Source organism: Deinococcus indicus (assembly GCF_002198095.1).
GTDB classification, from domain to species: Bacteria; Deinococcota; Deinococci; order Deinococcales; family Deinococcaceae; genus Deinococcus; species Deinococcus caeni.
Genome location: NZ_NHMK01000009.1, coordinates 965,967 through 989,508 on the forward strand (window position 1 = coordinate 965,967; position 23,542 = coordinate 989,508).

The window sequence follows — 23,542 nt, forward strand, 5'->3', positions numbered from 1 at the left end:
AACACCCGCCTGCCCCGCTCACGCGACCGGCGGGGCTGACCGCACAAGGGGGGCATCCGCGCCCGCGCGGGCCGTTACCCTGTGGGCATGACGAGCGACACGGTGAGCACGGGAACGGGACTGGAGCGGGCGCGCGCGGCGTACGAGGCGGTGCGGGCGCAGGGCCTGAAGCTGAACATGCAGCGCGGGCAGCCCGCCGACGCGGACTTCGACCTGAGTAACGGCCTGCTGGGCGCGCTGGGCGAGAACGACACGCACATGGACGGCCTGGACCTGCGCAACTACCCCGGCGGCGTGGCGGGCCTGCCGTCCGCGCGGGCGCTGTTCGGCGCGTACTTGGACCTGAAGCCCGAGAACATGATCGTGTGGAACAACGCCAGCCTGGAACTCCAGGGCTACGTGCTGACGTTCGCGCTGCTGCACGGCCTGCGCGGCGGGCAGCCCTGGGCGGGGCAGTCGCCGAAGATGATCGTGACGGTGCCCGGCTACGACCGGCACTTCCTGCTGCTGGAGACGCTGGGCTTCGAGCTGCTGACCGTGGACATGCAGGCCGACGGGCCGGACGTGGACGCCATCGAGCGGCTCGCGGCGGCCGATCCGTCCGTGAAGGGCGTGCTGTTCGTGCCGACGTACTCGAATCCCGGCGGCGAGACCATCAGCGCCGAGAAGGCCCGCCGCCTGACCTCGCTGAAGGCCGCTGCGCAGGACTTCACGATCTTCGCGGACGACGCGTACCGCGTGCATCACCTGTCGCCGGACCCGGCCGCGCAGGACCGGCCGGTGAATCTCGTGGCGCTGTCCCGTGACGGGGGCTTCCCGGACCGGGCGTTCGTGTTCGCCAGCACCAGCAAGGTCACGTTCGCCGGGGCGGGCCTGGGCTTCCTGGGCAGCAGCGAGGACAACGTGAAGTGGCTCTCGAAGTACCTGAACGCGCAGAGCATCGGCCCGAACAAGGTCGAACAGGCGCGGCACGTGAAGTTCCTGCGTGATTACCCCGGCGGGCTGGAGGGCCTGATGGCGGCACACGCGGCGCTGATCGAACCGAAGTTCCGCGCGGTGAACGAGGTCCTGAGCGAGGAGCTCGGCACGGACGGCACGTTCGCCAGCTGGAAGAATCCGCGCGGCGGGTACTTCATCAGCCTCGATACGGCCGAGCCGGTCGCGGACCGCGTGGTGGCCCTGGCCGACGCGGTGGGCGTGAGCCTGACCCCGGCGGGCGCCACGTACCCCGGCGGGAAGGACCCGCACAACAGCAACATCCGCCTCGCGCCGACCCGCCCGCCGGTCGAGGAAGTCTACGTGGCGATGCGCGCCGTGGCCGCCTGCGTGCGGCTGGCGACCGAGGAGTACCGCGCGCGCGGCTGACGCGACCAGCAGCCCTGAACGCGCCGCCCCGGTCCACACGCGACCGGGGGCGTTTACTTGACTTCATGAAGGCGCGCGGCGACCATGGAGCTTATGCCGAACCGTTACGCTGGCTCACCCGAGGACCGAGCGGCGTTGGACGCCTACGTGAAACTGTGGCGCGCGTCTCACGCCGTGGAGGTCGCCTCCAACCGGCACCTGGCCGCGCACAACCTGACCATCAGCCAGTTCGGGGTGATCGAGGCGCTGTACCACCTGGGGCCGCTGAGTCAGCGGGAACTGGCCGAGAAGATCCTGCGGTCGAGCGGGAACCTGACCATGGTGATCGACAACCTGGAACGCGACGGTCTGGTGCGCCGCGACCGGGACGAGGTGGACCGCCGGATCATGCGGGTGTCGCTGACCCCGGACGGCGAGGCGCTGATCGGGCGGGTGTTGCCGCAGCACGTGTCGGGCATCCGCGAGGTGTTCTCGGTCCTGACGGGCGAGGAGCGTGATCAGCTGACCCGCCTGTCGAAGAAGCTGGGGCTGGCACTGAGGGAACGGGAGCAGGCCGAGCCGGTCGGGGCGGGCAGGCGCCGGGGGGCGCGCAGCAGCGCCTGACCGGAGCTGGAGCTGGTCGCGGGGCAGGGAGGGACCGGGAAGGTGGGTTCTCCCCGTTTCTGCGGTCGGCAGGTGGCAGCCGGGGAGCGTATGCTATGTATCGCGGGTCACCTTATAATCGTTCAATGTTAAGTAATATGGCTCCATGACCTCCCACTCCCCCGCTCCCGGCACCAGCCCCGTCCAGGGCCTGCACCACCTGACCGTCATGGCCAGCGACCCCCAGCGCAACGTGGACTTCTACACGCAGGTGCTCGGGCAGCGGCTGGTGAAGGTCACCGTGAACTTCGACGACCCCGGCACGTACCACTTCTACTACGGCGACCAGACCGGGCAGCCCGGCACGATCATGACCCACTTCCCCTGGCCCGGCGCGCGGCGCGGCGTGCGCGGCAACGGCGAGGTCGTCGCGCTGGCCTACTCGGTCCCGGCCGCCAGCCACGCCTACTGGCACGACCGCCTCGCGGGGCACAGCCTGACCGCCACGGCCAGCACCCGCTTCGGGCAGCCGGTCCTGACCTTCGAGGACCCGGACGGCACCTGGATCGAACTGGCCTTCGACGACGGCGTGCCAGTGCAACCCTGGCCCGCCTCGCCGGTCCCGGCCGACCATGAACTGCGCGGCTTCCATTCCGTGACCGCCTGGGTGCGCGACACGGACGCCGTGCGCCAGCTGCTGGTCGGGCAGCTGGGCTTCACGGAGGTCGGCACCGAGGCCGACCCGCAGGGCCCCCGCACCCGCTTCCGGGGCAGCGGGGACGGCGTGGGCCTGTTCGTGGACGTCGTGGAGCGGCCGGGCCAGCCGCGCGGCACCTTCGGGGCGGGCAGCGTTCACCACGTCGCTCTGCGCACCCGCGACGACGCCGAGCAGGAGGCGTACATGGCGTCCCTGAGCGAGGCCGGGTACCGGCCCACCCCGGTGCAGGACCGCCAGTACTTCCATTCCATCTACTTCCGCGAACCGAACGGCGTGCTGTTCGAGATCGCCACCGACGCCCCCGGCTTCCCCGACGACGAGCCGGTCGGGGAACTCGGGCGGCACCTTAAACTCCCGGCGTGGTTCGAGCCGCAGCGCGCGCAGATCGAGGCGCACGTGCCGCGCATCGTGAACCGCGAGTACGGCGTGACCATCGGCAACCGCGACCTGAACAGCCAGCCTGCGCAGCCCGAACCCGGAGCGGACGGCGTGCAGGTCCTGACTGCCGGGCGTCCCCTGGCCGACGCGCGGGTGGCGATGGTGCTGCTGCACGGGCGCGGCGGCACGGCGGCCGACATCCTGAGCCTGGAACGCGAATTCAACCTGAGTGCGTTCACGTACCTCGCGCCGCAGGCGGACGGGAACACCTGGTACCCGCAGTCGTTCCTGGCGCCGCTGGCGCAGAACCAGCCGCACCTGGACCGCGCCCTGGCCACCGTGGACGCCGTCATGGGCGAACTGGCCGCGCAGGGCATCCCGGCCAGCCGGGTGGTGCTGGGCGGCTTCAGCCAGGGCGCGTGCCTGGCGCTGGAGTACGCCAGCCGCACGCCGGGCCTGGGCGGCGTGGTCGCCTTCAGCGGCGGCCTGATCACCCTGGACCGGACCGCCGACCTGAGCGGCACGCCCGTGTTCATGGGCGTGGACCCCCGCGACGGCCACATTCCCCTGAGCCGTTTCGAGGAAACGGTCGCGAACCTGCGCGCACGCGGCGCGGACGTGGACGCCCGCGTGATTCCCGGCCTGGGGCACACCATCAACGCGGACGAACTGAACGCCGCCCGCGCCCTGATGAACCGCGTCGCCAGCACGCTGGAGTGAACGGGACAGGGTGACAGTTGATGGTCGATGGAAGTCAAGCAGAGTCCTCCATCGACCATCAACCGCTCACCATCAACCTACCTGAGGGTGGCGGCGACGTACACGGGCAGGGCGTCCGGTCCCTCGAAACCGGGGGTCAGGGCGCGCAGGGTGACCAGCACGCGGTTGCCCTGCACGTCCACCCGTTCGACGGTGTACCCGGCGGCGCAGTTCAGTGGGTGCGTGGCGGGCCGGGCGGGCGTGACGGGGTCGGTGTGGATGACCTGTCCGTTCACGCGGAGGCTGAACCCGGCGGGGCGGGTGCCGGGCGGCAGCAGGTCCGGGTACGGGCAGGCGGCGTTCACGGCGTACACGTTCAGGCGCACGGGTACGGGCACGGTCCACAGGCGCACGGGCGTGGACTGGGTGCGTCCGGGGGTCACGGCGTCCTCCCAGCGGGGGTACGGGACCGGGTAGGTGCGGCGGTAGCGGGGCACGCTGTCGGGCCGTCCGGTCAGCCCGGCGGCGCGCAGGAACGCCGGGACGGGCGGCGTGGTCAGGAGTGCGGCGCGGGCCTGCGCGGCCGTCCCGCCCTCCAGGGTGCGGGCGCGGCCCAGCACCGTCTGGCCGCTGCGGGTGCTCAGCACGTCCAGGCGGGCGGTCCCGAAGCCACTGCCGTCCTGCTGGCCGTTCACGACGGCCATGACGCGCTCGCCACCGGCGCTGAAGCGGACCCCGGTGACGGGCAAGCGCTCGTTGGCGTGCGCGCCGCCTCCCAGGGCTGCCAGCACCGGCAGGGTCCACAGGTTCAGGCGCAGGCCGGCAGGCAGTCGTCGCATGAGCGTACCGTACACCGCCGGCGCCCCGGACGGCCCATGCGGGAGGCTGGGGATGGGCCGCTGCGGCCTGTCCAGGGCGGGTTGCAGGGCAGGTTCCGGGGTGGGTACACCCGCTGCCGCCTCATTCGTGGAACTGTTTCCATTGACAGTGCCGGGCCGGACATGTACGCTTGGAGCACCTGAAGTTAATACACGTGGAACCGCTTCCCAGGAAGCGGGCTGGGGCTGTCCAGCACCCACCAAGGGGGATGCATGAAGAAAGTTATTGCACTCGTGAGCCTGACCGCCGCCATCGCCGCCAGCAGCAACGCCAGCGCCGTCACCGTCACCCTCGCCTGCGGCGCCGTGGGTCAGGAACTTCAGCTGTGTAAAGAAGGCGCGGCGCGCTGGGCCAAGAAGACCGGCAACACCGTCAAGATCTTCGAGAGCCCCAACCTCACCAACGACCGCCTCGGCCTGTACCAGCAGCAGCTGGCCGCCAAGAGCAGCGACATCGACGTGTACCAGCTCGACGTCGTGTGGCCCGGCCTGCTCGCCCAGCACTTCGTGGACCTGAAAGGCAAGGTGCCGGCCGCCGAGGTGAACGCGCACTTCAAGGGCATCATCGACGCGAACACCGTGAACGGCAAACTGGTCGCCATGCCCTGGTTCACGGACGCCGGCCTGATGTACTACCGCACCGACCTGCTGAAGAAGTACGGCTTCAAGAGCGCCCCCAAAACCTGGACGGAACTGGCCCTGATGGCCAAGAAAATCCAGGACGGCGAGCAGAAGACCAACAAGGCCTTCACCGGCTTCGTGTGGCAGGGCAAGAACTACGAGGGCCTGACCTGCGACGCGCTGGAATGGGTCGTGAGCTTCGGCGGCGGCACCATCGTGGACGCCAAGGGCAACATCACCATCAACAACGCCCAGGCCGTCAAGGCGCTGGACACCGCCGCCAGCTGGATCAAGAGCATCAGCCCCGCCGGCGTCACCACCTACGCCGAGGAAGAAGCGCGCGGCATCTTCCAGGCCGGCAACGCCGCCTTCATGCGCAACTGGCCCTACGCCTGGGCGCTCGGGCAGGGCGACGACTCCAAGGTCAAGGGCAAGATCGGCGTGGCGCCCCTGCCCAGCGGCGGCAGCCGCAACGCCGCCACCCTGGGCGGCTGGCAGCTCGGCGTGAGCAGCTACAGCAAGAACCAAGCCGCCGCCATCGACCTCGTGCGTTACCTCGCCAGCCCGGCCGAGCAGAAGATCCGCGCCATCGAGGGCACGTACAACCCCACCATCGCCACGCTGTACAAGGACAAGGACATCCTGAAGGCCAACCCCTTCTTCGGCAGCCTGTACGACGTGTTCACCAGCGCCGTCGCGCGCCCCTCCGGCCCCACCAAGGGCAAGTACAACCAGGTCTCGCAGGCCTTCAGCACCGCCGTCAGCGACGTGCTGAACGGCAAGATGAAGGGCCAGGCGGCCGTCGCCAAGCTCAGCACCGATCTGGCGCGCATCAAGGGCCGCGGCTGGTAATCACCCCCGCCTGAGCCGCGCCGCCGGCGCAGCCGTCACACCGAGTCACTGTTCAAGGAGCCGAGCGGGGGGGACGCCCAGAGTCCGGGCCTCCCCCCCGCCTTCACGTGCCGGGCCGCCGGCCGAACCGGGAAGCGGTTGATGGACGGACGGTTAACCGCCGGGCGCCGCGCGGGGTCCTACACTGCCAGCACACCCGTTTCCCGTCCAGTCTGATTCGCGGCCCCGCCCACCTGCTTCTGAGTTCCGCGCCAAAGGAGGCCACCCGACCATGACCGTCAAGACTCCTGTTTCTGCTGCGCCCGTCAAGACACGGGGCATCGAGGCGGCCCGCGCCCGGACGGCCATCTGGCTGCTGCTGCCCACCCTGATCGCCATCGCGCTGGTCGCCGGGTACCCGCTGTACCGCACGATCTACTTCTCGCTGTTCGAGGCGAACCTGACCAGCCCGGACCAGCGGACCTTCATCGGGCTGGGGAACTTCTGGTTCACCACCCCCGAAGGCATCGGCCTGGGCTTCCTGCAGGACCCCAAGTGGTGGGGCGCCGTGAAGAACACGCTGCTGTTCACGGTGGTGTCCGTGTTCCTGGAAACCGTGTTCGGCATGATCATCGCGCTCGTCGTGAACAGCGCCTTCAAAGGGCGCGGGTTCCTGCGGACCGCCATGCTGGTCCCCTGGGCGATTCCCACGGTCGTGTCGGCGCAGATGTGGGCGTACCTGTACAACGACTCCTTCGGCCTGATCGGGCGCGGCCTGCTGGGCGGACAGGCGGTCCTGGCGAACACCGACAGCGCCATCTGGGCGCTGATCGCCGTGGACGTCTGGAAGACCACGTCCTTCATGGCGCTGCTGATCCTGGCCGGGTTGCAGAGCCTGCCCAGCGACATGTACGAGGCGGCCGACATGGACGGCGCGAGCAAGTGGACGCAGTTCTGGCGCCTGACGCTGCCGCTGCTGCGCCCGGCACTGCTGGTCGCGCTGGTGTTCCGCAGCCTGGACGCCCTGCGCGTGTTCGACGTGATGTCCGTGATGCTGGGCAACGTGAACGCCGCCAGCACCAGCATGACCGGGTACGCCCGGCAGGCGCTGATCGACAATCAGCTGCTGGGTCTGGGCAGCGCCGTCAGCGTCGCCGTGTTCGTGATCATCATGGTGATCGTCGTGATGTACGTCACCGCCTTCCGCGTCAAGTTCGACTGATTCCCAGCAGGAGGTGACCGCATGAACCTGAAAAACACCAACCCCACCCTGTACTACCTGCAACGCGCCGGCTTCTACCTGCTGGTCCTCGTGATCGGCGTGTACCTGCTCGCCCCGTTCTTCTGGGCGGTCCTGACCAGCCTGCGCTCGCCCGGCGACCTGTTCCTCACGCCGCTGGAGTTCATCGGCGCGAGAACGACGTTCAGCAACTACGCGGACGTGTTCGCCAACCCCGGCTTCCAGCGGGGCCTGATCTACTCCCTGATCGTGGCGGTCGGTTCGGTCGCCATCAGCCTGCTGCTGGGCGCCTTCTCGGCGTACGCACTGGGACGCTTCCGTTTCCGGGGCAAGACCATCGTCATGTACGTGATCCTGGCAGTCAGCGTGTTCCCGCAGATCGCGGTGCTCTCGGGCCTGTACACCCTGATCAACAACCTGGGGCTGTACAACAACCCGCTGGGCCTGATCCTGTCGTACCTGATCTTCACCATTCCGTTCACGGTGTGGGTGCTGACCAGTTTCGTGCGCGACATTCCGGGCGAACTGGAGGAAGCGGCGCTGGTGGACGGCGCCAGTCCCCTCCAGACGCTGTTCCTGGTGCTGTTCCCGGTCATGATGCCGGCGCTGGTCACGACCGGCCTGCTGGCCTTCATCAACGCCTGGAACGAGTACCTGTTCGCGCTGACCTTCACGAGCACCAACCGCACGGTGCCGGTCGTGATCGCCAACTACTCGGGCGCCACGCAGTTCGACCAGCCGTGGGGGCAGATCATGGCGGCCAGCATCGTGGTCACGGTGCCGCTGATCATCCTGGTACTGGTGTTCCAGCGCAACATCGTCTCGGGCCTGACCGCCGGGGCCGTCAAGGGCTGATACGGACTCGGATTGAACGGGCTGCAAAGCCCTCCCGTTCCTGCCCTGACCGGCTGGAACGGGATTTTTCTGCACCCGTGCCGGCCGGGGCGCGCGAACCTGTGTAGACGCCCGGTGGTCCGCGCGGGCCTATCTGGCTGGACATCCCACGCCGGGCGCGCTCACCCTCCCTATCCTCTGTCGAGCGACCGGACCGGTTTTAGCCGGCCCCGGCACGAGGAGTCCCACATGTCTGCCACCACCCGAATGACCGCCACCCTGGCCGCCCTGCTGCTGGCGTCCGGCGCCGACGCCCAGAACAGGACCATCAGGATCGCCACGCTCTCTCCCCTGTCCGGCTCGCTCAGCAGCCTGGGCGTGCAGGTCCGCAACGGCACGCAGCTGGCCGTGAACGAGGCCGCGCCCGCCTTCGCGAAACTGGACCTGAAGGTGCAGCTCGTCGCGTTCGACGATCAGGCTGACCCGGCCACCGGCACCGCCGCCGCCCGCAAGATCGCCGCGGACCGTCAGATTCTCGCCGTGGTCGGCGCGCTGAACAGCGGCGTGACCATTCCCGCCAGCGCCGCGTTGCAGAGCAGCCGCGTGGTCATGGTGAACTCGGCCAGCACCGCCAACCAGGTCACGGACCGCGGCCTGAAGAACGTCAACCGCATCGTGCCGCGCGACGACGCGCAGGGACCCGCCGGGGCGAGCTTCATCCGCTCGACCCTGAAAGCGAAGAAGGTGTACGTCCTGAACGACAAGACCGCCTACGGCGAGGGGCTGGCGGGCGAGGTGGAACGCAGCCTGAAGGCGGGCGGCGTGAAGGTCGTGGCGAGCGAGGGCACCGAGGAGAAGGCGGACTTCTCCGGCGTGATCGCCAAGATCCGCCTCCAGAAACCCGACGCCATCTACTTCGGCGGGGTGTACAACCAGGTGGGCGTGTTCCTGCGGCAGCTGCGCGGCGCGGGCGTCACCGTTCCCGTGGTGGGCGGCGACGGCCTGGACAGCAGCGAACTGAGCAAGATCGCGGGACCCGGCGCGCGCGACGTGTACTACACGACGACTGCCGCGCCGGTCGAGTCGCTGCCCAGCGCCCAGTCGTTCGCGGCGACGTACCGCAAGACCTTCGGCATGGCCCCGCAGGGCTTCGCGGTGTTCGGGTACGACGCGGCCCGCGTGGCGCTGCGCGGCATCCTGGCCGCCGCGAAGGCCGCCCCGAACGGCGTGCCCAGCCGCGAGCAGGTGCAGAGCGCCGTGCGCCGGGGCACGTACAGCGGCCTGCTGACCGGCACCGTGACCTTCAACGGCGTCGGGGACCGCCGCGAGGCGAACCTGTACGTCATGAAGCTCAATGGCACGAAGGCCACCCTGAGCGCCACCGTGAAGGTCGCGGCGCCCGCCCGCTGACCGGCCACACGACCGGCGTTCAGAGGCACAGGAGCAAAGGCACAGGGGCAGAGGCACCGGGGGAATGCCCTCCGGTGCCTCTGCCCCTGTGCGAGTCGGTCAGACGCTCAGGGTTTTAGCGCAGCGATACAGGTCGCGGTTGACGTCCTTGCGTTTTTCCCAGGTGTCGTTCAGGGGAATAAAGGTGATGCCGTGGTTCTGGCGGCCCACCATGACGTCGCTGCGGCCTTCCATCAGGGCGTACACGGCGGCCTCGCCGAGGCGGCTGGCGAGCACGCGGTCGCTGCTGACGGGGCTGCCGCCGCGCTGGATGTGGCCCAGGATGCTCACGCGGGTTTCCATGCCGGTGCCGGCCTGGATGGCGTCCGCGACGCCCTGCGCGCCGCCGGGGTAGCCTTCGGCGACGATGATGATGCTGCCGGTCTTGCCCTTGGCGACGCTCTGCCGCACGACGTCCAGGACGCAGCTGACGTCCTTGGCGTCTTCCGGGATGAAGACTTCCTCGGCGCCGCCGGCCACGGCGACGTCCAGGGCGATGTGGCCGGCGTGTCGGCCCATGACTTCGATCACGAAGATGCGTTCGTGGCTGGCGCCGGTGTCGCGGAGTTTGTCCACGGCGTCCAGGGCGGTCTCGACGGCCGTGAAGTAGCCAATGGTGTGGTCGGTGCCGTACAGGTCGTTGTCGATGGTGCCGGGCACGCCGATCACGGGAATGCCGTGCTCCTGCTGCAGGTAGTGCGCGCCGTGGAAGCTGCCGTCCCCGCCGATGACGATCAGGCCGTCGACGTTCCAGTCGCGCAGGTGCTGGGCGCCGCGCGTGCGGCCTTCCGGGGTGCGCCAGGTGTGGCTGCGGGCGGTCAGCAGGATGGTGCCGCCGCGCTGGATGGTGTTCGCCACGTCGCGCGGGCCCAGGAGTTGCAGTTCGCCGCGGTGCAGGCCGGAGAAGCCGCGGCGCACGCCGACGACCTCGATGCCCTGGGAGGCGGCGGTGCGGACGACCGCGCGGATGGCGGCGTTCATGCCGGGGGCGTCGCCGCCGCTGGTCAGGACCGCGACGCGCCGGACGCCCTGCGGGTTGGGGTGCGCGGGTTCCGGGGTGAGGGAGGAGGGAACGGGAGAAGCAGTCTGATCGGTCATGGGAGCCTCGTTTCGGGGGCGGCGGGCGGGCGGGACCCGGCGTGGGTGCCGGTCGCCTGTAACGCCAGGGTATATGCGTCATTCTTACGCAAACCCTGCGAAACGAGAAGCTCACGTATATCCCTGACCCCCAGCCCCTGGGCGGCCCAGGCCTGCGCCTGCCCCAGATGATCGACCTGGGCGGCCTCGGCGGCCACCTCGGCGGCGCTGCGGCCGGCGACGACCACGGCGATCTCGCCGCGCACCGCGCCGCTGAAATGGGCCGCGAGTTCGCTCAGGGTGCCGCGCGCCGTCTCCTCGAAGCGCTTGCTGAGTTCCCGCGTGACGCTCGCGGCCCGGCCCTCCCCGCAGGCCTGCGCGAGGTCCAGCAGCGTGGCGTGCAGGCGGTGGGGGCTCTCGTACAGCACGCTGGTTTCCGCGCGGGCGGCGACGGCCGACAGGCGCTCCTTGCGTTCGCGCCCGCTGCGCGGCAGGAACCCCTCGAAGGTGAAGCGTCCGCCGGGCAGGCCCGACAGGACCAGCGCCGGCACGAAGGCGGTCGCGCCGGGCAGCACCTCGACGGGAATGTCGGCGGCGACGGCCGCCTGCACGAGTTCCGCGCCGGGGTCGCTGATGCCGGGCGTACCGGCGTCACTGACGTACGCGAGGCGCGGGTGCCGTTCCAGGACCTGCGGCGCGCGGCGCATGGTGTGCGCGTCCAGCCGCACCAGCGGCTTGCGGATGCCCAGGTGCGTCAGGAGCGCGCCGGTGCGGCGGGTGTCCTCGCAGGCGACCGCGTCGGCGGCGCGCAGCACCTCCAGGGCGCGCAGGGTGATGTCGCCCAGGTTCCCGACCGGGGTGGGCACCAGCCACACCCGCGCGCCGTCCGGGATGTCCAGGGGAGCGGCGTCCAGCGGGAGCGGCGCGCCTGTGCCGTCGGTGTCGTCTGCGCCGGGGAGATCCGTGTCCGCGTGATCCACGTCCGTCTGCTCCGGGTGGGGCTCAGTCATTGGCGACCCGTGGCCCCCGGCCGTACCCGAGCGCGGCCTGCCCGAGCTCGGCGGCGGCGCTGCTGGCCTGCTCGCCCACGCGGCTGGCCTGCTCGCCCACGCGGCTGGCCTGCTCGCTGAGGGTGGCGGCCAGTCCGGTGTTCGGTTTCAGGCGCACCTTGACCTTGCGCGGACGCTTGAGGACGTTGGTGATGCGGGCGCGCAGCAGCTCGCCCTCCCCGACAGTGACGGTCACGACCGTGCCTTCCGGCAGGCGGCCCCCGATCACGACGACCACGCCGTTTTCCACGACGCCCTTGTAGGCTTTCATGCTTCCCTCCTCTGGGCGCGGCGCTGACGGCGCTCGGCGCTGGACAGCGCTTCACGCAGCGCGACGATTTCCGATTCACGGGCTCCGCCCAGACGGGCGTACCGGTCGATGACCTCGGCCGCCTCGCGGCGGCGGTCCAGGCGCAGCAGCAGGCTGCCCAGGTGCTCGCCCGCCACGAAGTACGAACGGGGATTCTGCGGGTCGGCGGCCACCTGGGCGCGCGCGGCGGCCAGCCGGTCCAGGTGGACGCGGTGGCGGTTCACCTGCCAGCGCACCAGGAACGTCGCCAGTCCGAAAGTCAGGACGGCGCCCAGCACCGACACGGACACCGCCTCGGGCACACCGACCGCCGAGCCGACACGCACGGTCAGCGGGAAGCAGAACGCCAGGACCGCCAGGACCGCCAGGGTCGCCGCGTAGTTCACGCGGTCCCTGCCGGACCGGTCGGCCACCGGGGGGCTGCCAGGATCGTCGGGCCTTTCATGATCGACAGTCTAGCGGGCCGGAGCGGGCCGCGCCGTGCGGGACTCCGGATTCCGGCGGGGCGGGGGTGTACCCTGGCGGGCGTGCGCCTTCACCTGATCACCGTCGGAGACCCGAAACTCGCCTACGCCCGCGCCGGGTGGGACGAGTACGAGAAGCGGCTGCGGCGCTACCACAAGGTGCAGGTGACGCGCGTGAGCGGCCGCTCGCAGGCGCTGGAGAGCGAGGCGGTGCGCCGCGCGGCCGGCAAGTCGCCGCTGGTGCTGCTCGACCCGCGCGGGCAGCAGTTCACCAGCGAGGCGCTCAGCGCGTACCTGGACGCGCAGGCGCTGGGCGGCGTGGGGGAACTGGCCTTCGCGATCGGCGGGCCGGACGGACACACGGACGACCTGCGGGCGTCGGCGCACGCCCTGTGGAGCCTGGGCCGGCTGACCCTGCCGCACGATCTGGCGATGGTCGTGCTGGCCGAGGCGCTGTACCGGGCGAGCACCATCAGCGCCGGGGAACCCTATCACCGGGGCTGATACGGACTCCGATTGAATGGGCTGCAAAGCCCGTTCAATCCGAGCGGACGCGAGTGGGAGCCGGGCGGGTTCCGGACGTGGAGTTGGCAACCCGGTGCCCTGCCGGGTTGTCAATGAAATAAACGGAATCCGTATGACCGCCGCCCCGCACGGGTCGGACGGGGCTCGCGGGGCGGCCGCGCGGCCAGTGGTCTGCACCTGCACCCGGAACCCGGACAGGCCGGATGGCTACGATGGGCGGCGTGGACCTGCCCCCGACCGACCCTGATCCCGTGACCCCCCGCGCCGGGCCCCGGCCGGAGCCGGAGTGGCTGCGCGCCCCGGTGCTGACCGGGCGGGCCGTGACGCTCGGGCCGCTGCGGGAGGAACACGCGGCGGACCTGTGTGCCGGCGCGACGCCCGACACCCTGCGGTTCCTGGCGCGCGGTGGGCCGGTCACGGCGGACGTGGCGGGCTGGGCGGCGTACGTGGCGCAGCTGAACGCCCTGCCGCGCCGCGTGAATTTCGCGGTGCGCCTGAACGGTCCGGGCGTGGTGGTGGGCCGCGTCAGTTTCAGCGAGGTGAATGCCGCCGACGGCTGGGCCGAGATCGGCACGATGCTGCTGCCGGCCGCGCAGGGCACGGTGGTGAACCCGGAGGCCAAACTGCTGCTCATGACGCGCGCCTTCGAGGTGCTGGGGGCGGGGCGCGTGCAGTTCAAGGTGGACGCCCGCAACGAACGCAGCCTGCGGGCCATGGCGCGGCTGGGCGCGGTGCGTGAGGGCGTGCTGCGCGCCTACCAGCGCCGCCCGGACGGCTTCACGCGCGACTCGGTGGTGTTCAGCGTGCTGGCCGCCGAGTGGCCGGACGTGAAGGCCGGCCTGACCGCGCGGGTGCAGGCCCTGACCTGACGGGCCGCCCGACTGGGGGGGGTGGCCCGCGCGGATGAGAAACGGGTCAAGATTGCCACAATGGGTTTGCTAGGCTCGGAGGCACCATGTTCCGCGCCCGCCTCTCCCCCGCCGCGCTCCTGCTCCTGAGCGTCGTGACCCTGTGCCTCGGCCGCGCTCCGGCGCTGATCGTTCCCATGACCGGCTGGACTCCCCAGAACGGCGACGCCAACTACTGGGCCGACGCGCGCGGCGAGTGCGTGCTGCGCGAGGAACGGCACGGTCAGGCGTTCCCGACGTTCACGTCGCCGGACGACGCGCGCAGCTTCGCGCTGAAACTCCAGTCGACGCTGGGCCGCAGCGTCAGCAACGTGGTCACGCAGCCGGTGGACCGCGCCGGTCAGTGGGGCGTGCTGGCCGCGTACGACTACCAGCAGGCGGGCGTGAAGTACCGCGTCAGCCAGCTGTTCCTGAGCGACAGCGGCGTCCTGCGGACCGTGACCGGCAGCAGCGCCGCGCAGGGGGCGCCCGCGTGCGCCAACGACATGCGCGACTTCATCCGTTACCTCGCCAACTGACGGTCGGCCGCGCGTGCGGTACAACGGGGCGTGACCACACCCGAACCTGTCGCCGGCCTCCTGGCCCGCCTGGATCTCATCGCCGCCGGACTGGAGGCGTCCGGGCAGGCGCTGGCGCTGCTGGGTCTGGGGTCGGTGGGCGCGGAACTGGACCGCGCCGACCGCTACTCGGACCTGGATTTCTTCGTCCTGGCCCGCCCCGGTCAGGTGGGCGCGCTGCTGGAGGACCTGGGCTGGCTGGGGGGTGGGGTCGTCCACGCCTTCCGGAACACGCCGGACGGTTTCAAGGTGCTGTTCGCCGGCGGGGTCCTCGGTGAGTTCGCGGTGTTCGACGAGGCGGGCCTGCGCGACGCGGCGTTCGTGAACGCGCGGGTGGTGTGGCGGTCGCCGGACGCACCGGCGGACCTGCCGCTGCACCTCCGTCCACCGGAGGCGCGCGCCCAGCCCCTGAGCGCGGCGCAGCGGACCCATCACCTGAATGAGGCATTGACGAACCTGCTGGTCGGCGTGCGGCGCTTCCGGCGGGGCGAGCGGCTCTCGGCGTGGCAGTTCACGCAGGTGTACGCGCTGGGGCACGCGCTGGCGCTGGCCGCCGACGCGACGCCCCCGCAGAGCGGCCGGGCGGACCCGTATGGAGTGGAACGCCGCTTCGAGGTCCGTTACCCGGCGCTCGCGGCGCGGCTGGGCGGGTGCCTGCCGGGCCTGAACGGCACGCCGGGCGCGGCCCTGGCGATCCTGGACCTGCTGGACGCCCTGCACCTGCCGGGCTGGGCGGATGCCGGCGCCCTGAGCGCGCAGGTGCGGCGCGAGGCCAGGGAAGCGCTGGCGGACCGGACGCCCAGAGCCGTGCGTGGTAGGCTCCACGGTTGAGATGAATGTTCTGCGTCCGGTGCGGGTGGTGCGGCCATGATGGTCGTCACGGCGATTCTTTCGTGGTTCCTGGTGGGCCTGTTCGTGCGGGTCAGTCGCGCGCGTGGCTGGGGCCAGAAGGTCCGCGTGGACGGCCCGCAGACGCACCTGGTGAAGGAGGGCACGCCCACGGCGGGCGGCGTGCCGTTCGTGCTGGCCGCAGCGCTGGTGTTCTTCCCGCTGTACCTGACCGGGAATGCCGGCGGGCCGCGCGAGCTGATCATCATGCTCGCGGCGCTGGCGATGGGCGTGATCGGCGGAATCGACGACCTGCTCAAGATCCGGTCGCGCATGACCGGGCGGGGCCGCACGGAACTGCTGGCCCGCGAGAAGTTCCCGTTGCAGTTCGTGGTGTCGCTGGCGTTCGCGTACTTCGCGGCGCCGCTGGCCTCGCATGAACTGCTGCCCAGCCTGGGGCCGGTCGCCGACGTGATCCTGCTGACGCTGGTCATGGTGGGCAGCGTGAATGCCTTCAACTTCACGGACGGACTGGACGGCCTGCTGAGCGGCGTGGCGATCATCGTGCTGCTGCCGCTGCTGGCGCTGTCGCCGGTCAGTGCGCTGCTGGTGGCGGCGCTGCTGGGGTTCCTGTGGTTCAACGCGCACCCGGCGCGGGTGTTCATGGGCGACATGGGCAGTCACGCGATCGGGGCGGTCGCGGCCGGCGCGTACGTGCTGTACGCGGACGTGTGGCTGCTGCCGCTCGCGGCGATTATTCCGGTGGCGGCGGTCCTGAGCGTCGTGATTCAGGTGGCGTCGTTCAAGCTGCGCGGCAAGCGGGTGTTCAAGATGTCGCCCATCCAGCATCACTTCGAGCACGCGGACGTCGGCTGGCCGGAAACGCACGTCACCATGCGCTTCTGGATGGTCACGGCGGTCGCCACGGCCGCCACGTGGTGGATTCTGGGCGGGCGCCCTTGACCCTGGACGGTGCGCTGCGCGCCCTGCCGGGCCTGTTCGCGGCGCGGGCGTACCTGCCGTCCATGGGCACGACCGTGTACCGCGCCGCGCACCAGACCGAGACGGGCGGGCTGTTCACGCTGGACGTCGCCGGGGACGCCGGCATCCTGAGCCTGTACGCGCCGCTCGCGCCGCACGAGGAGACGGCGCTGGCCGGCGCCTGCGCCCGCGCGGGCGGACTGGCGGCCGTGTACCTCAAGCGCCGCCCCGTCGAGGCCCGGCACGCCGCGAACGTGGAACGCGAATACCTGTCCCCCCCGGACCCCGTGTGGGGCGAGGCCCGCCCGGAGGTCACGGCGCTGGAGAACGGCGTGCCGTTCCTGATCCGCCCCGGCGCGGACCTCAGCGTGGGCCTGTTCACGGACGCCCGCCCGGCGCGCGCCTGGGTGCGCGAGCACGCCTCGCACGGCGAGGGGCGGGTCCTGAACACCTTCGCGTACACCTGCGGGTTCGGCCTGAACGCCGCGCTGGGGGGCGCGCCGGTCGTGAAGAACGTGGACCTGTCCCGCAAGGTGCTGGCGTGGGGGCAGGCGAACTACGCCCTGAGCGGCCTGGACGCCCCGGACACCGATTTCCTGTTCGGGGACGTGTTCGGCTGGTTCACGCGGCTCGCGCGGCGCGGCGCGCAGTTCGATCTGGTGATCCTGGACCCGCCCAGTTTCGCGCGCAGCAACGCCGGGACGTGGCGTTCCGAGCGCGATTACGGGCGGCTGATGACGCTCGCGGCGGGCGTGACCGCGCCGGGTGGGCGGGTGCTGGCGCTGCTGAACCACGCGGGCGTGACCCCCGGCACCTTCGAGCGGCTCGCCTGGGCAGGACTACAGGAGGCGGGCCGGCCAGGGCGCATCACGGCGCACCTGGGGGCCGGCGAGGACTACCCCGGCGCGACCCACCTGAAAGCGCACGTGTGGTCCCTGGACTGAACCGGACCCGCAGGGCTGCGAGGCAGAGTGGGAAGGAAAGAGGCGGGTTCCGGGCGGGGTGGGCTGCGGGGCCTGCCCTGCGCGAACGCGGGGGCCGGGAAACGCGAGCGGTATCACTTCGCTTTGTAAAGCGGGCGCTATGCTGTGGGCATGACCCAGACCGCGCAGAACGAACCGCAGGTGCTTGTCCCGCTGACCACCCCCGAGGAAGTCGATCAGTTCCTGACCGAGTACCCGCTGGCGGCCGTGTTCAAGGCCGGCACCTGCCACAAGACCATGCAGGGCTTCGGGGTGCTCGAAACCTTCCTGCAACGCCACGAGCTGCCCGTGGGCTTCATCCGGGTGGTGGACTGGCGTCCGGCCAGCAACCACGTCGCGCAGCGCACGGGTCTGGTGCACCACAGCCCGCAGCTGATCCTGTTCCAGGACGGGCAGGCGCGATTCGAGGTGAACAACTGGGACATCACGCCCGAGGCGCTGGCGCCGGTGTTCGCGCAGCACGTCCCGGTCCGCGCGGGCGAGGGGAGCGTCGCCACCGACGACAACGCCGAGCCGTACCGCCGCCTGATGCGCGCCTTCCTGGACGGGCAGCTGAGCGAGTGGGCCTTCCAGGATCAGTACGTGAACATGTTCCGTGACGACGCCAGCCTGCGCAGCCAGCGGGAGTTCGAGCTGCTGTCCCGCCTGTTCGGCGATCCCGACGCGTACCACGGTGGGCTGCACCAGCTGGGCGCCCCGCAGGACCGTGGGGATCTGCGCGCCCGCGTGCAGGCCCTGCTGACCGAACTCGGCTGAACCCAATCTCACTGAGCCTGCACCCGCGCCGCCCGCCGACCGTCCCTGGTCGCGGGCGGCGCCGTGTGGTCAGGTGGGGGCGGACGGCGACCTGAACGTGACTTTTTCGACACATGTAAGCGGCACGTAAGACGACAAGGGGTGTCATGATGAGGTATCCATAACGGTGTCCTTCATCCCGCAGCGCAGACCGTCTCATCACGCCCTACCGGAACCTTCATGCCAGAGCCTACTCCCCTTCCCTCACTGACGCTGAACCACCCGGTTCCCGTGCCCGCCGACGCGGCCGTGTACACCGGGATCAGCACCGACCACTATCCCTGGACGGAAGTGACCGCCGACCTCGCCGTCCGGCAGTCCCAGGAGTTCAGCGGTGTCTTCGACGCTTGGCAGGGGCCGCGCTGGGCGCGGTTCGTCTGGACGCGCGGCGCGCTGCTGGGCGGCTTCACGCGCGCCGGGCAGGGCCTGAGCTGGGCGGCCGCCACGCAGGGCCTGCCGCGCGCCAGCGTCAGCCTGACCGAACTGTCGCCCAGCCTCAGCGACCTGCTGTGGTCCACCCGCGCCGCGCAGGCCCGCGCGCTGCCCGGCGCGTGGCCGGACCCGCGCGCGGCCCTGGAACGCGAACGCTTCCACGGGCTGCTGATCTCGGGACCGCACTGCTCGTTCTGGTCGTCCGGGCGGGTGCTGGGGGGCGCGTTGCCGCTGGTCGGCGCGACCTGTCAGGTGTACTCGCAGAACACCGAAGCCAACCGGGACGCGCTGCTGGCCTTCTGGCAGGAGCTGCTGGGCCGCATTCACCGGGCCGTGAGCCTGGACGCCACGTGGCGGCAGGTGACCGTCCGGCTGGCCGAGCAGCACCCCTGCCTGGACCCCTTCGCGCAGGACGTGCATCTGGGCGAGGGGGTCCTGAGCGTGGACGACGAGGTGACGGTCGACGAGTTCCGCCCGGCCCTCGTGGCGGCGCTGGAGGCGACCCTGGCGCGGCTGGGGCAACGGCTGATCGACCTGCCCGTCACGGACCTGCGTGACCGGCCCGAGTGGATGGCCGCCGGCCTGGAAGCCCGGTGAGCGCCCCACAGTGGCCCGAGGGCCTGAACGACGCCACGCCCCTGCCGTACACCGTCTGGCGGGTCATGCATCACGTGGACGGCGTGCGGGACATCGCGGAGGTCGCGCGGCTGGCCGGGCTGACCGTCCCGGACGTCACGGAACGCCTGAACGCCGCCGCGCAGTGGATCAACCGCGCCGCGCAGCGCGAGCAGCAGGTCACGGACCAGACGGCCGACGTGGTCATCCAGTGTCTGACGCCGGTCGTCGGCCCGATGGCCGAGGTGATGGTGGACGAGGTGCTGGACGACCTGGGCGATCAGGCCACCCTCAGCGCGCTGCTGTCCGGACTGGCGCGGCAGCTGACCCAGGAGCGCGTGCAGCAGTTCGCGCGCAACCTGCGCGACCGGGGGATCACGTGATCCCGCCCCGCCCAACCGCACGACCCGCCCCGCACGACCCGATTCGCCCTGCCTGCCCCACCCCGCCGCGCCGGAGGTCCCAACCGATGAACACGCCCAAGGAACCGTCATGAAGTACACCGTCGTGATCCGGCAACCCGTCGCCGACAACATGCGTCAGGTCCTGGAAAACCAGCTGATGGAACGGTTCGGTCTGAACGGCGAGCAGGCCCAGCGGCTCAGCGCGCGCCGCTCGGGCCGCCTGATGAAACCCACGGGCCGCCCCCGCGCCGAACTGCTGCTCAGCATGTTCCAGGCGGTCGGCGCGAACGTCTCGCTCGAGGAAGTCCGCGAGGAGACCAGCCTGATCAGCGAACCCTTCCAGGGCGTCGCGCCCGGCGGGGCCGTCGCGGCGGCGCCCACCGCCGCGTTCCCGGCTGCGCCGGACGACACGGTGATGGCCCCCACCAACCCGCAGCCGACCGCGTCGCAGGACCTCGCGGACCTGCGCGCCTCGGCGATCTGGCCGGAAGTGAAGTTCCCGGAGGACAGCGCCGCGTCCGTGCCGCGCGCCGACGATCCGTTCGCTGGGTTCGGGGCGCCCCTGGCGCCGGCCGCCGACAGCGCCGACTGGCAGAACGCGTGGCAGTCGCCGCCCGCTCCGACCACCGGCGTGCTGGACATGGGCGAGTTCACGCCCGGACTGGCGTTCACGCCGCCGGCCCCGACCGTCCCGGCCGCCGACCCGTTCGCGCCGCTGCCCACCACCGACACGCCCGCAACGGGCGACCCGGTGGGCCGGCCCTTCGGGAGCGGGGCGGGCGCGGCCGTCATGGACCCCGTCACGGCCGCCCCCCCCGCCGCGCAGGCGGACGTCTGGAGCGACTTCACCGGGGCGCTCAGCATGCCGGCCGCCGCCACGCCGGAAAGCGCGCCGGAGGTGCAGCTGCGGCCCGTGGATTCCGTGGTGGTCACGCCCGTCGCGGACCTGAACGAGGTGGGCGCGCAGCGGCGCAGCAGCCTGGGCCGCCGCATGGCCGTCGGGGCGCTCGTGCCGCTGGGCCTGAGCAGCGCCCTGACGCTGGGCGTGCTGGCGCTGACCCTGCCGGGCCTGCAACAGTCGCTGGTGCAGCGCAACGCGCAGGCCATCGCGGTGGCCGTCGCCAGCAACATCGACCCCACCCGCGGGTACCAGAGCATCCCGCCACAACTGGACGCGCTGGTGAACAACTCCAGCGTGGGCTTCGTGCAGGTCGAGCTGCGGGACGGCTCACGGTACTTCACCAGTCAGACGCCCGCCGTGAACAACCTGCTGAACGCGCAGGTCAGCGACTTCATCCTGGAAAACCGCACCCGCTCCGCCTTCAAGGCCGACCTGCGTCCCGCCGACGTGTTCGCGGCGCAGGCCACGGAGATGAAGGAGATGGGCGGCACGCAGAACGACATCGAACGCCTGGAACGGCAGGCGGCCGACCCGGCCAACCAGGAAGTGACCCGCGTGAACTTCATCGTGCAGCAGGTGACGGTCGTGCAGGACGGCGCGCGCCGTGAGGTGACTCCCGGCCGCGCCGGCGAGGACGCGGACGTGCTGTACACCGTCGCGGTGGGCGTCGAGAACGGCGCGCAGGAATCCGCGCTGCGGCGCACGCTGGCGCTCGTGATGCTGGTGTCGCTGCTGGCGCTGGGCATCGCGGCGTACCTCGCGCTGCGGGCCGCGCGACTGGTCGTCCGGCCCATCGAGGAACTCGTGCGCGTCGCGGACGCCATCAGCATGGGGGACCTGTCCCGCCCGGTGAAAGCCGAACGCAACGACGAGGTCGGCGACCTCGCCCAGGCCCTGGAACGCATGCGCCTGAGCCTGGATTCCGCGATGGAACGTCTGCGCCGCCGCAAGCGCGGCTGAACCGCTACCGCCAGCAGCGCCCCCACCTGTTACGGATGGGGGCGCTGCTCAGTGACGGCTAGTGATCAATTGCCTCAGCTGGCCTGCATGCCGTGCTTCATGTCACGGATCTGGTCGTGGCTGGCCTTCACCTGCGCGAACTGCCCCTCCACGAAGGCGCGGATGTCGGCGGGCAGGTCGGCCTCCTTCAGCACGTCCTGGTAGTTCTCGACGGCGACGTCCTCGCCGCGTTCGGCCTCGGCGACCACCTGGTAGTCGTCACGGCCGGTCAGAGCGTCACGGACGTTCAGCCAGGTGCGGTGCAGGGCCGCGCCGACGCTGCCACCCTCGCGGGGTTTGTCGCCCAGGCGGGCGATGTGCGCCTCGACTTCCGCCGCGAGGCGGGCGCGCTGGCCGCTGCGTTCCGTGAACAGCGTCTTCAGCTGGGGGTCGGTGGCGTGCTCGGCGGCGTCGGCGAAGCCCTTCTCGCCGTCGCGCAGCGTGCCGAGCAGGTACTGGAGTTTGTCGAGAACGGTTTCGTTGTTCATGGTCATGGTGGTGCCTCCTGGGAAGTCGGTAGGGTGACAGGCGTGGACGGACAGCCGGGTAGAGCCGTGAACACCGGCGTGAGCCCTGCGGCCGGACCTGGGAAGACGCGGGAATCGGCGCCCGGCCGGAGGGAAGTGCAACGATCAGCAGGCTACGGGCTGCGGGCCGGCCGCACATGACAGCCGCCCCAAGGGGAAGTTCACGCGGCGTTGGGGCAGAATTTCCGGAACTCACATGAAGGCCCGCACGGCGCCGGCGCGGGACAGGACGGCCACCCCGGACGTGGTCTTCTGGGAGCATGGACCCCTCACCCCATCACCCCGCCGCCAGCCGATCCGCCGGCCGGTCACCCCTTCTGCGGATGGAATGGCACGACCTGTGCTTCCTGCACTGGCCCGTCCCGCCGCCCGCGCTGCAACGCACGCTGCCGCGCGGGGTGCAGCTGGACACCCGCGCCGGGCAGGCGTACCTGGGCGTGGTGCCGTTCCGGATGGAGGGCGTCGCGCCGCTGCACGTCCCGGACGTGCCGGGCCTGAGCGCCTTCCCGGAACTGAACCTGCGGACCTACGTCACCGTGAACGGCGAACCCGGCGTGTGGTTCTACAGCCTGGACGTCACGCAGCCGCTGGCGGCGGCGCTGGCCCGCACCTTCTTCCACCTGCCGTACCGGCACAGCCGCATGTGGGTGGACCGCCAGGGAGGCGTGACCCGGTACGCCAGCGAACTGCTCGCGCCGGACACGCCGGGCGGCGGCCGCTTCGCCGGAGCGTACCGCCCGACCGGGGCGCCGCTGACCGTCAGCTCCGACTCGCTGGAGGCGTGGCTGACCGACCGGCTGAACCTGTTCTCGGCCGACCGGGCCGGGCGAGTGTACCGGGGCCGCATCGAGCACCGCGCGTGGCCGCTGCGCCGCGCCCTGACGCAGGTGCGGGTGAACACCCTGGCCGAACCGCTCGGCCTGACCCTGACCGGCGAACCGCACGCCCTGCACGCCGAACGGCTGGACGTGCGCGCCCACTGGCTGGAACGGGTGCTCTGAACACAGGGGCTGGTCAGCCAGCCATCCGGGGCGCACGGAGTCCGACTGATACGGACTCCGATTAAATAGATTATAATTGCGGCATCAAACAGATCCCTCTGACCGCCCCTCTGGCGCATGACGCTGACACTTTCTGGCATCTCTACCGGGCCAGTACCTGTGCCGTCGAACGCCGCAGAGCCCAACTCTTCGCCCTCCTCGCAGAAGGACGCCCTGTACCTGAGATCCTTCAGGTGACCCGGTACAACCGGGTCACCGTCTACGGACTGGTCAAGCGCTACCGCGAACAGGGGCTCGCTGGCCTCCGTGACGCGCGTCACGTCAACCAGGGCGCCCCCCGCCTCCTGACCGCCGAGCAACAACAGACCCTGGCCGCCCGACTGCACGCTGACTTCGAGCAGGGCATCGTCTGGTCCGGTAAAGACGTTCAAGACTGGCTTCAGCAGCAGTACGGACTGTCCGTCCATCTCGGGCGCACCTATGAATTCCTACGGGCGGCGGGCTTCACGCCTCAACGGCCTCGACCCCGGCACGTTGGCGGCGATGAGGCCGCAAAGGAAGCGTTCAAAACAAAGTCCTGACCGAGACGCT

General features: G+C 70.9%; 24 protein-coding genes and 1 pseudogene. 19 read left to right on the top strand and 6 right to left on the bottom strand.

Features of this window, described 5'->3' with window-relative positions; translation table 11 throughout:
* Positions 1 to 87: 87 nt before the first annotated feature.
* The 3 genes from CBQ26_RS07070 (at position 88) to CBQ26_RS07080 (ending at position 3,763) form a co-directional block, all read left to right on the top strand.
* Positions 88 to 1,365 carry an aspartate aminotransferase type Ic gene (locus CBQ26_RS07070; RefSeq protein WP_088247831.1) on the top strand — a complete coding sequence of 426 codons (1,278 nt, stop codon included), beginning with the start codon at positions 88 to 90 and terminating at the stop codon, positions 1,363 to 1,365.
* A 93-nt stretch (positions 1,366 to 1,458) separates the two neighbouring features.
* Positions 1,459 to 1,968 carry a MarR family winged helix-turn-helix transcriptional regulator gene (locus CBQ26_RS07075; protein ID WP_088247832.1) on the top strand — a complete coding sequence of 170 codons (510 nt, stop codon included), beginning with the start codon at positions 1,459 to 1,461 and terminating at the stop codon, positions 1,966 to 1,968.
* A 145-nt stretch (positions 1,969 to 2,113) separates the two neighbouring features.
* A complete protein-coding gene (locus CBQ26_RS07080; RefSeq protein ID WP_088247833.1) occupies positions 2,114 to 3,763 on the top strand; it encodes a VOC family protein in 1,650 nt (549 codons plus the stop codon).
* Positions 3,764 to 3,840: 77 nt separating this feature from the next.
* On the opposite strand, the gene CBQ26_RS07085 is transcribed toward CBQ26_RS07080, so the two are convergent.
* On the bottom strand, positions 3,841 to 4,581 hold the full coding sequence (locus CBQ26_RS07085; RefSeq protein ID WP_229844039.1) for a DUF2259 domain-containing protein: 741 nt from the start codon (positions 4,579 to 4,581) through the stop codon (positions 3,841 to 3,843).
* Positions 4,582 to 4,833: 252 nt separating this feature from the next.
* Between CBQ26_RS07085 and CBQ26_RS07090 the strand changes: the two genes are divergently transcribed.
* From CBQ26_RS07090 to CBQ26_RS07105, 4 genes are all read left to right on the top strand, one after another.
* On the top strand, positions 4,834 to 6,093 hold the full coding sequence (locus CBQ26_RS07090; RefSeq protein WP_088247834.1) for an ABC transporter substrate-binding protein: 1,260 nt from the start codon (positions 4,834 to 4,836) through the stop codon (positions 6,091 to 6,093).
* Between the two features lie 271 nt (positions 6,094 to 6,364).
* Positions 6,365 to 7,294 carry a carbohydrate ABC transporter permease gene (locus tag CBQ26_RS07095; RefSeq protein WP_055363419.1) on the top strand — a complete coding sequence of 310 codons (930 nt, stop codon included), beginning with the start codon at positions 6,365 to 6,367 and terminating at the stop codon, positions 7,292 to 7,294.
* A 21-nt stretch (positions 7,295 to 7,315) separates the two neighbouring features.
* The gene (locus CBQ26_RS07100) at positions 7,316 to 8,167 is read left to right on the top strand and encodes a carbohydrate ABC transporter permease (protein ID WP_088247835.1); all 852 of its coding nucleotides are present in this window, start codon (positions 7,316 to 7,318) and stop codon (positions 8,165 to 8,167) included.
* Between the two features lie 228 nt (positions 8,168 to 8,395).
* The gene (locus CBQ26_RS07105) at positions 8,396 to 9,556 is read left to right on the top strand and encodes a branched-chain amino acid ABC transporter substrate-binding protein (protein WP_088247836.1); all 1,161 of its coding nucleotides are present in this window, start codon (positions 8,396 to 8,398) and stop codon (positions 9,554 to 9,556) included.
* A 99-nt stretch (positions 9,557 to 9,655) separates the two neighbouring features.
* Here the strand turns inward: CBQ26_RS07105 and pfkA are convergent, their stop codons facing one another.
* The 4 genes and pseudogenes from pfkA to CBQ26_RS07125 all read right to left on the bottom strand — a co-directional run bounded on the left by pfkA (position 9,656) and on the right by CBQ26_RS07125 (position 12,417).
* Complete coding sequence (gene pfkA / locus CBQ26_RS07110) at positions 9,656 to 10,693, bottom strand: 6-phosphofructokinase (RefSeq protein WP_088247837.1); 1,038 nt, start codon at positions 10,691 to 10,693, stop codon at positions 9,656 to 9,658.
* Positions 10,690 to 11,682 carry a 16S rRNA (cytidine(1402)-2'-O)-methyltransferase gene (gene rsmI, locus CBQ26_RS07115; protein ID WP_088247838.1) on the bottom strand — a complete coding sequence of 331 codons (993 nt, stop codon included), beginning with the start codon at positions 11,680 to 11,682 and terminating at the stop codon, positions 10,690 to 10,692. The genes pfkA and rsmI overlap by 4 nt, the downstream gene beginning before the upstream one ends.
* A 127-nt stretch (positions 11,683 to 11,809) precedes the next feature.
* Positions 11,810 to 11,992, bottom strand: a pseudogene (locus CBQ26_RS23130) (hypothetical protein); the annotation flags it as partial.
* Positions 11,989 to 12,417: a hypothetical protein gene (locus CBQ26_RS07125; protein ID WP_078305013.1), complete on the bottom strand. Its 429-nt coding sequence runs from the start codon at positions 12,415 to 12,417 to the stop codon at positions 11,989 to 11,991. The pseudogene CBQ26_RS23130 and the gene CBQ26_RS07125, both read right to left, overlap by 4 nt.
* Before the next feature lie 141 nt (positions 12,418 to 12,558).
* On the opposite strand from CBQ26_RS07125, the gene CBQ26_RS07130 reads away from it, so the two are divergent.
* The 10 genes from CBQ26_RS07130 (at position 12,559) to CBQ26_RS07175 (ending at position 21,384) form a co-directional block, all read left to right on the top strand.
* A complete protein-coding gene (locus CBQ26_RS07130) occupies positions 12,559 to 12,999 on the top strand; it encodes a 23S rRNA (pseudouridine(1915)-N(3))-methyltransferase RlmH (RefSeq protein ID WP_088247839.1) in 441 nt (146 codons plus the stop codon).
* A 242-nt stretch (positions 13,000 to 13,241) separates the two neighbouring features.
* Entirely contained in the window at positions 13,242 to 13,889 is a 648-nt protein-coding gene (locus tag CBQ26_RS07135; protein WP_308430594.1) for a GNAT family N-acetyltransferase, read from the top strand.
* 86 nt (positions 13,890 to 13,975) lie between these two features.
* Positions 13,976 to 14,446, top strand: coding sequence for a hypothetical protein (locus tag CBQ26_RS07140; RefSeq protein WP_229844040.1), 471 nt, complete (start codon positions 13,976 to 13,978; stop codon positions 14,444 to 14,446).
* Between the two features lie 30 nt (positions 14,447 to 14,476).
* A complete protein-coding gene (locus CBQ26_RS07145; protein ID WP_088247841.1) occupies positions 14,477 to 15,316 on the top strand; it encodes a hypothetical protein in 840 nt (279 codons plus the stop codon).
* A gap of 36 nt (positions 15,317 to 15,352) precedes the next feature.
* Positions 15,353 to 16,276, top strand: a complete 924-nt coding sequence (locus CBQ26_RS07150; RefSeq protein ID WP_088247842.1) for a phospho-N-acetylmuramoyl-pentapeptide-transferase — start codon at positions 15,353 to 15,355, stop codon at positions 16,274 to 16,276.
* 62 nt (positions 16,277 to 16,338) lie between these two features.
* Entirely contained in the window at positions 16,339 to 17,238 is a 900-nt protein-coding gene (locus CBQ26_RS07155) for a class I SAM-dependent rRNA methyltransferase (protein WP_088247973.1), read from the top strand.
* A 150-nt stretch (positions 17,239 to 17,388) separates the two neighbouring features.
* Positions 17,389 to 18,033: a monothiol bacilliredoxin AbxC gene (gene abxC / locus CBQ26_RS07160; protein ID WP_088247843.1), complete on the top strand. Its 645-nt coding sequence runs from the start codon at positions 17,389 to 17,391 to the stop codon at positions 18,031 to 18,033.
* 270 nt (positions 18,034 to 18,303) lie between these two features.
* On the top strand, positions 18,304 to 19,101 hold the full coding sequence (locus tag CBQ26_RS07165; RefSeq protein WP_229844042.1) for a hypothetical protein: 798 nt from the start codon (positions 18,304 to 18,306) through the stop codon (positions 19,099 to 19,101).
* Positions 19,098 to 19,502 (top strand): DUF8082 domain-containing protein, encoded by a 405-nt coding sequence (locus CBQ26_RS07170; protein ID WP_088247845.1) that lies wholly within the window; start codon positions 19,098 to 19,100, stop codon positions 19,500 to 19,502. Before CBQ26_RS07165 ends, CBQ26_RS07170 begins: the two co-directional genes overlap by 4 nt.
* Before the next feature lie 109 nt (positions 19,503 to 19,611).
* Entirely contained in the window at positions 19,612 to 21,384 is a 1,773-nt protein-coding gene (locus CBQ26_RS07175) for a HAMP domain-containing protein (RefSeq protein WP_088247846.1), read from the top strand.
* 74 nt (positions 21,385 to 21,458) lie between these two features.
* Here CBQ26_RS07175 and CBQ26_RS07180 read toward each other — a convergent pair whose 3' ends face one another.
* Positions 21,459 to 21,917, bottom strand: a complete 459-nt coding sequence (locus tag CBQ26_RS07180) for a PA2169 family four-helix-bundle protein (RefSeq protein WP_088247847.1) — start codon at positions 21,915 to 21,917, stop codon at positions 21,459 to 21,461.
* 356 nt (positions 21,918 to 22,273) lie between these two features.
* Between CBQ26_RS07180 and CBQ26_RS07185 the strand changes: the two genes are divergently transcribed.
* Together CBQ26_RS07185 and CBQ26_RS07190 are read left to right on the top strand one after the other, a co-directional pair.
* Positions 22,274 to 22,951, top strand: a complete 678-nt coding sequence (locus CBQ26_RS07185) for a YqjF family protein (protein WP_088247848.1) — start codon at positions 22,274 to 22,276, stop codon at positions 22,949 to 22,951.
* Between the two features lie 110 nt (positions 22,952 to 23,061).
* Positions 23,062 to 23,532, top strand: a complete 471-nt coding sequence (locus tag CBQ26_RS07190) for a winged helix-turn-helix domain-containing protein (RefSeq protein WP_280522576.1) — start codon at positions 23,062 to 23,064, stop codon at positions 23,530 to 23,532.
* The last annotated feature ends 10 nt before the right edge of the window (positions 23,533 to 23,542 follow it).

Coding starts and splice junctions, on each gene's coding strand:
- CBQ26_RS07070 (WP_088247831.1), top strand. CDS start 88: ATGACGAGCGACACGGTGAGCACGGGAACGGGACTGGAGCGGGCGCGC.
- CBQ26_RS07075 (WP_088247832.1), top strand. CDS start 1,459: ATGCCGAACCGTTACGCTGGCTCACCCGAGGACCGAGCGGCGTTGGAC.
- CBQ26_RS07080 (WP_088247833.1), top strand. CDS start 2,114: ATGACCTCCCACTCCCCCGCTCCCGGCACCAGCCCCGTCCAGGGCCTG.
- CBQ26_RS07085 (WP_229844039.1), bottom strand. CDS start 4,581: ATGCGACGACTGCCTGCCGGCCTGCGCCTGAACCTGTGGACCCTGCCG.
- CBQ26_RS07090 (WP_088247834.1), top strand. CDS start 4,834: ATGAAGAAAGTTATTGCACTCGTGAGCCTGACCGCCGCCATCGCCGCC.
- CBQ26_RS07095 (WP_055363419.1), top strand. CDS start 6,365: ATGACCGTCAAGACTCCTGTTTCTGCTGCGCCCGTCAAGACACGGGGC.
- CBQ26_RS07100 (WP_088247835.1), top strand. CDS start 7,316: ATGAACCTGAAAAACACCAACCCCACCCTGTACTACCTGCAACGCGCC.
- CBQ26_RS07105 (WP_088247836.1), top strand. CDS start 8,396: ATGTCTGCCACCACCCGAATGACCGCCACCCTGGCCGCCCTGCTGCTG.
- pfkA (WP_088247837.1), bottom strand. CDS start 10,693: ATGACCGATCAGACTGCTTCTCCCGTTCCCTCCTCCCTCACCCCGGAA.
- rsmI (WP_088247838.1), bottom strand. CDS start 11,682: ATGACTGAGCCCCACCCGGAGCAGACGGACGTGGATCACGCGGACACG.
- CBQ26_RS07140 (WP_229844040.1), top strand. CDS start 13,976: ATGTTCCGCGCCCGCCTCTCCCCCGCCGCGCTCCTGCTCCTGAGCGTC.
- CBQ26_RS07150 (WP_088247842.1), top strand. CDS start 15,353: ATGATGGTCGTCACGGCGATTCTTTCGTGGTTCCTGGTGGGCCTGTTC.
- CBQ26_RS07155 (WP_088247973.1), top strand. CDS start 16,339: ATGGGCACGACCGTGTACCGCGCCGCGCACCAGACCGAGACGGGCGGG.
- abxC (WP_088247843.1), top strand. CDS start 17,389: ATGACCCAGACCGCGCAGAACGAACCGCAGGTGCTTGTCCCGCTGACC.
- CBQ26_RS07175 (WP_088247846.1), top strand. CDS start 19,612: ATGAAGTACACCGTCGTGATCCGGCAACCCGTCGCCGACAACATGCGT.
- CBQ26_RS07180 (WP_088247847.1), bottom strand. CDS start 21,917: ATGACCATGAACAACGAAACCGTTCTCGACAAACTCCAGTACCTGCTC.
- CBQ26_RS07185 (WP_088247848.1), top strand. CDS start 22,274: ATGGAATGGCACGACCTGTGCTTCCTGCACTGGCCCGTCCCGCCGCCC.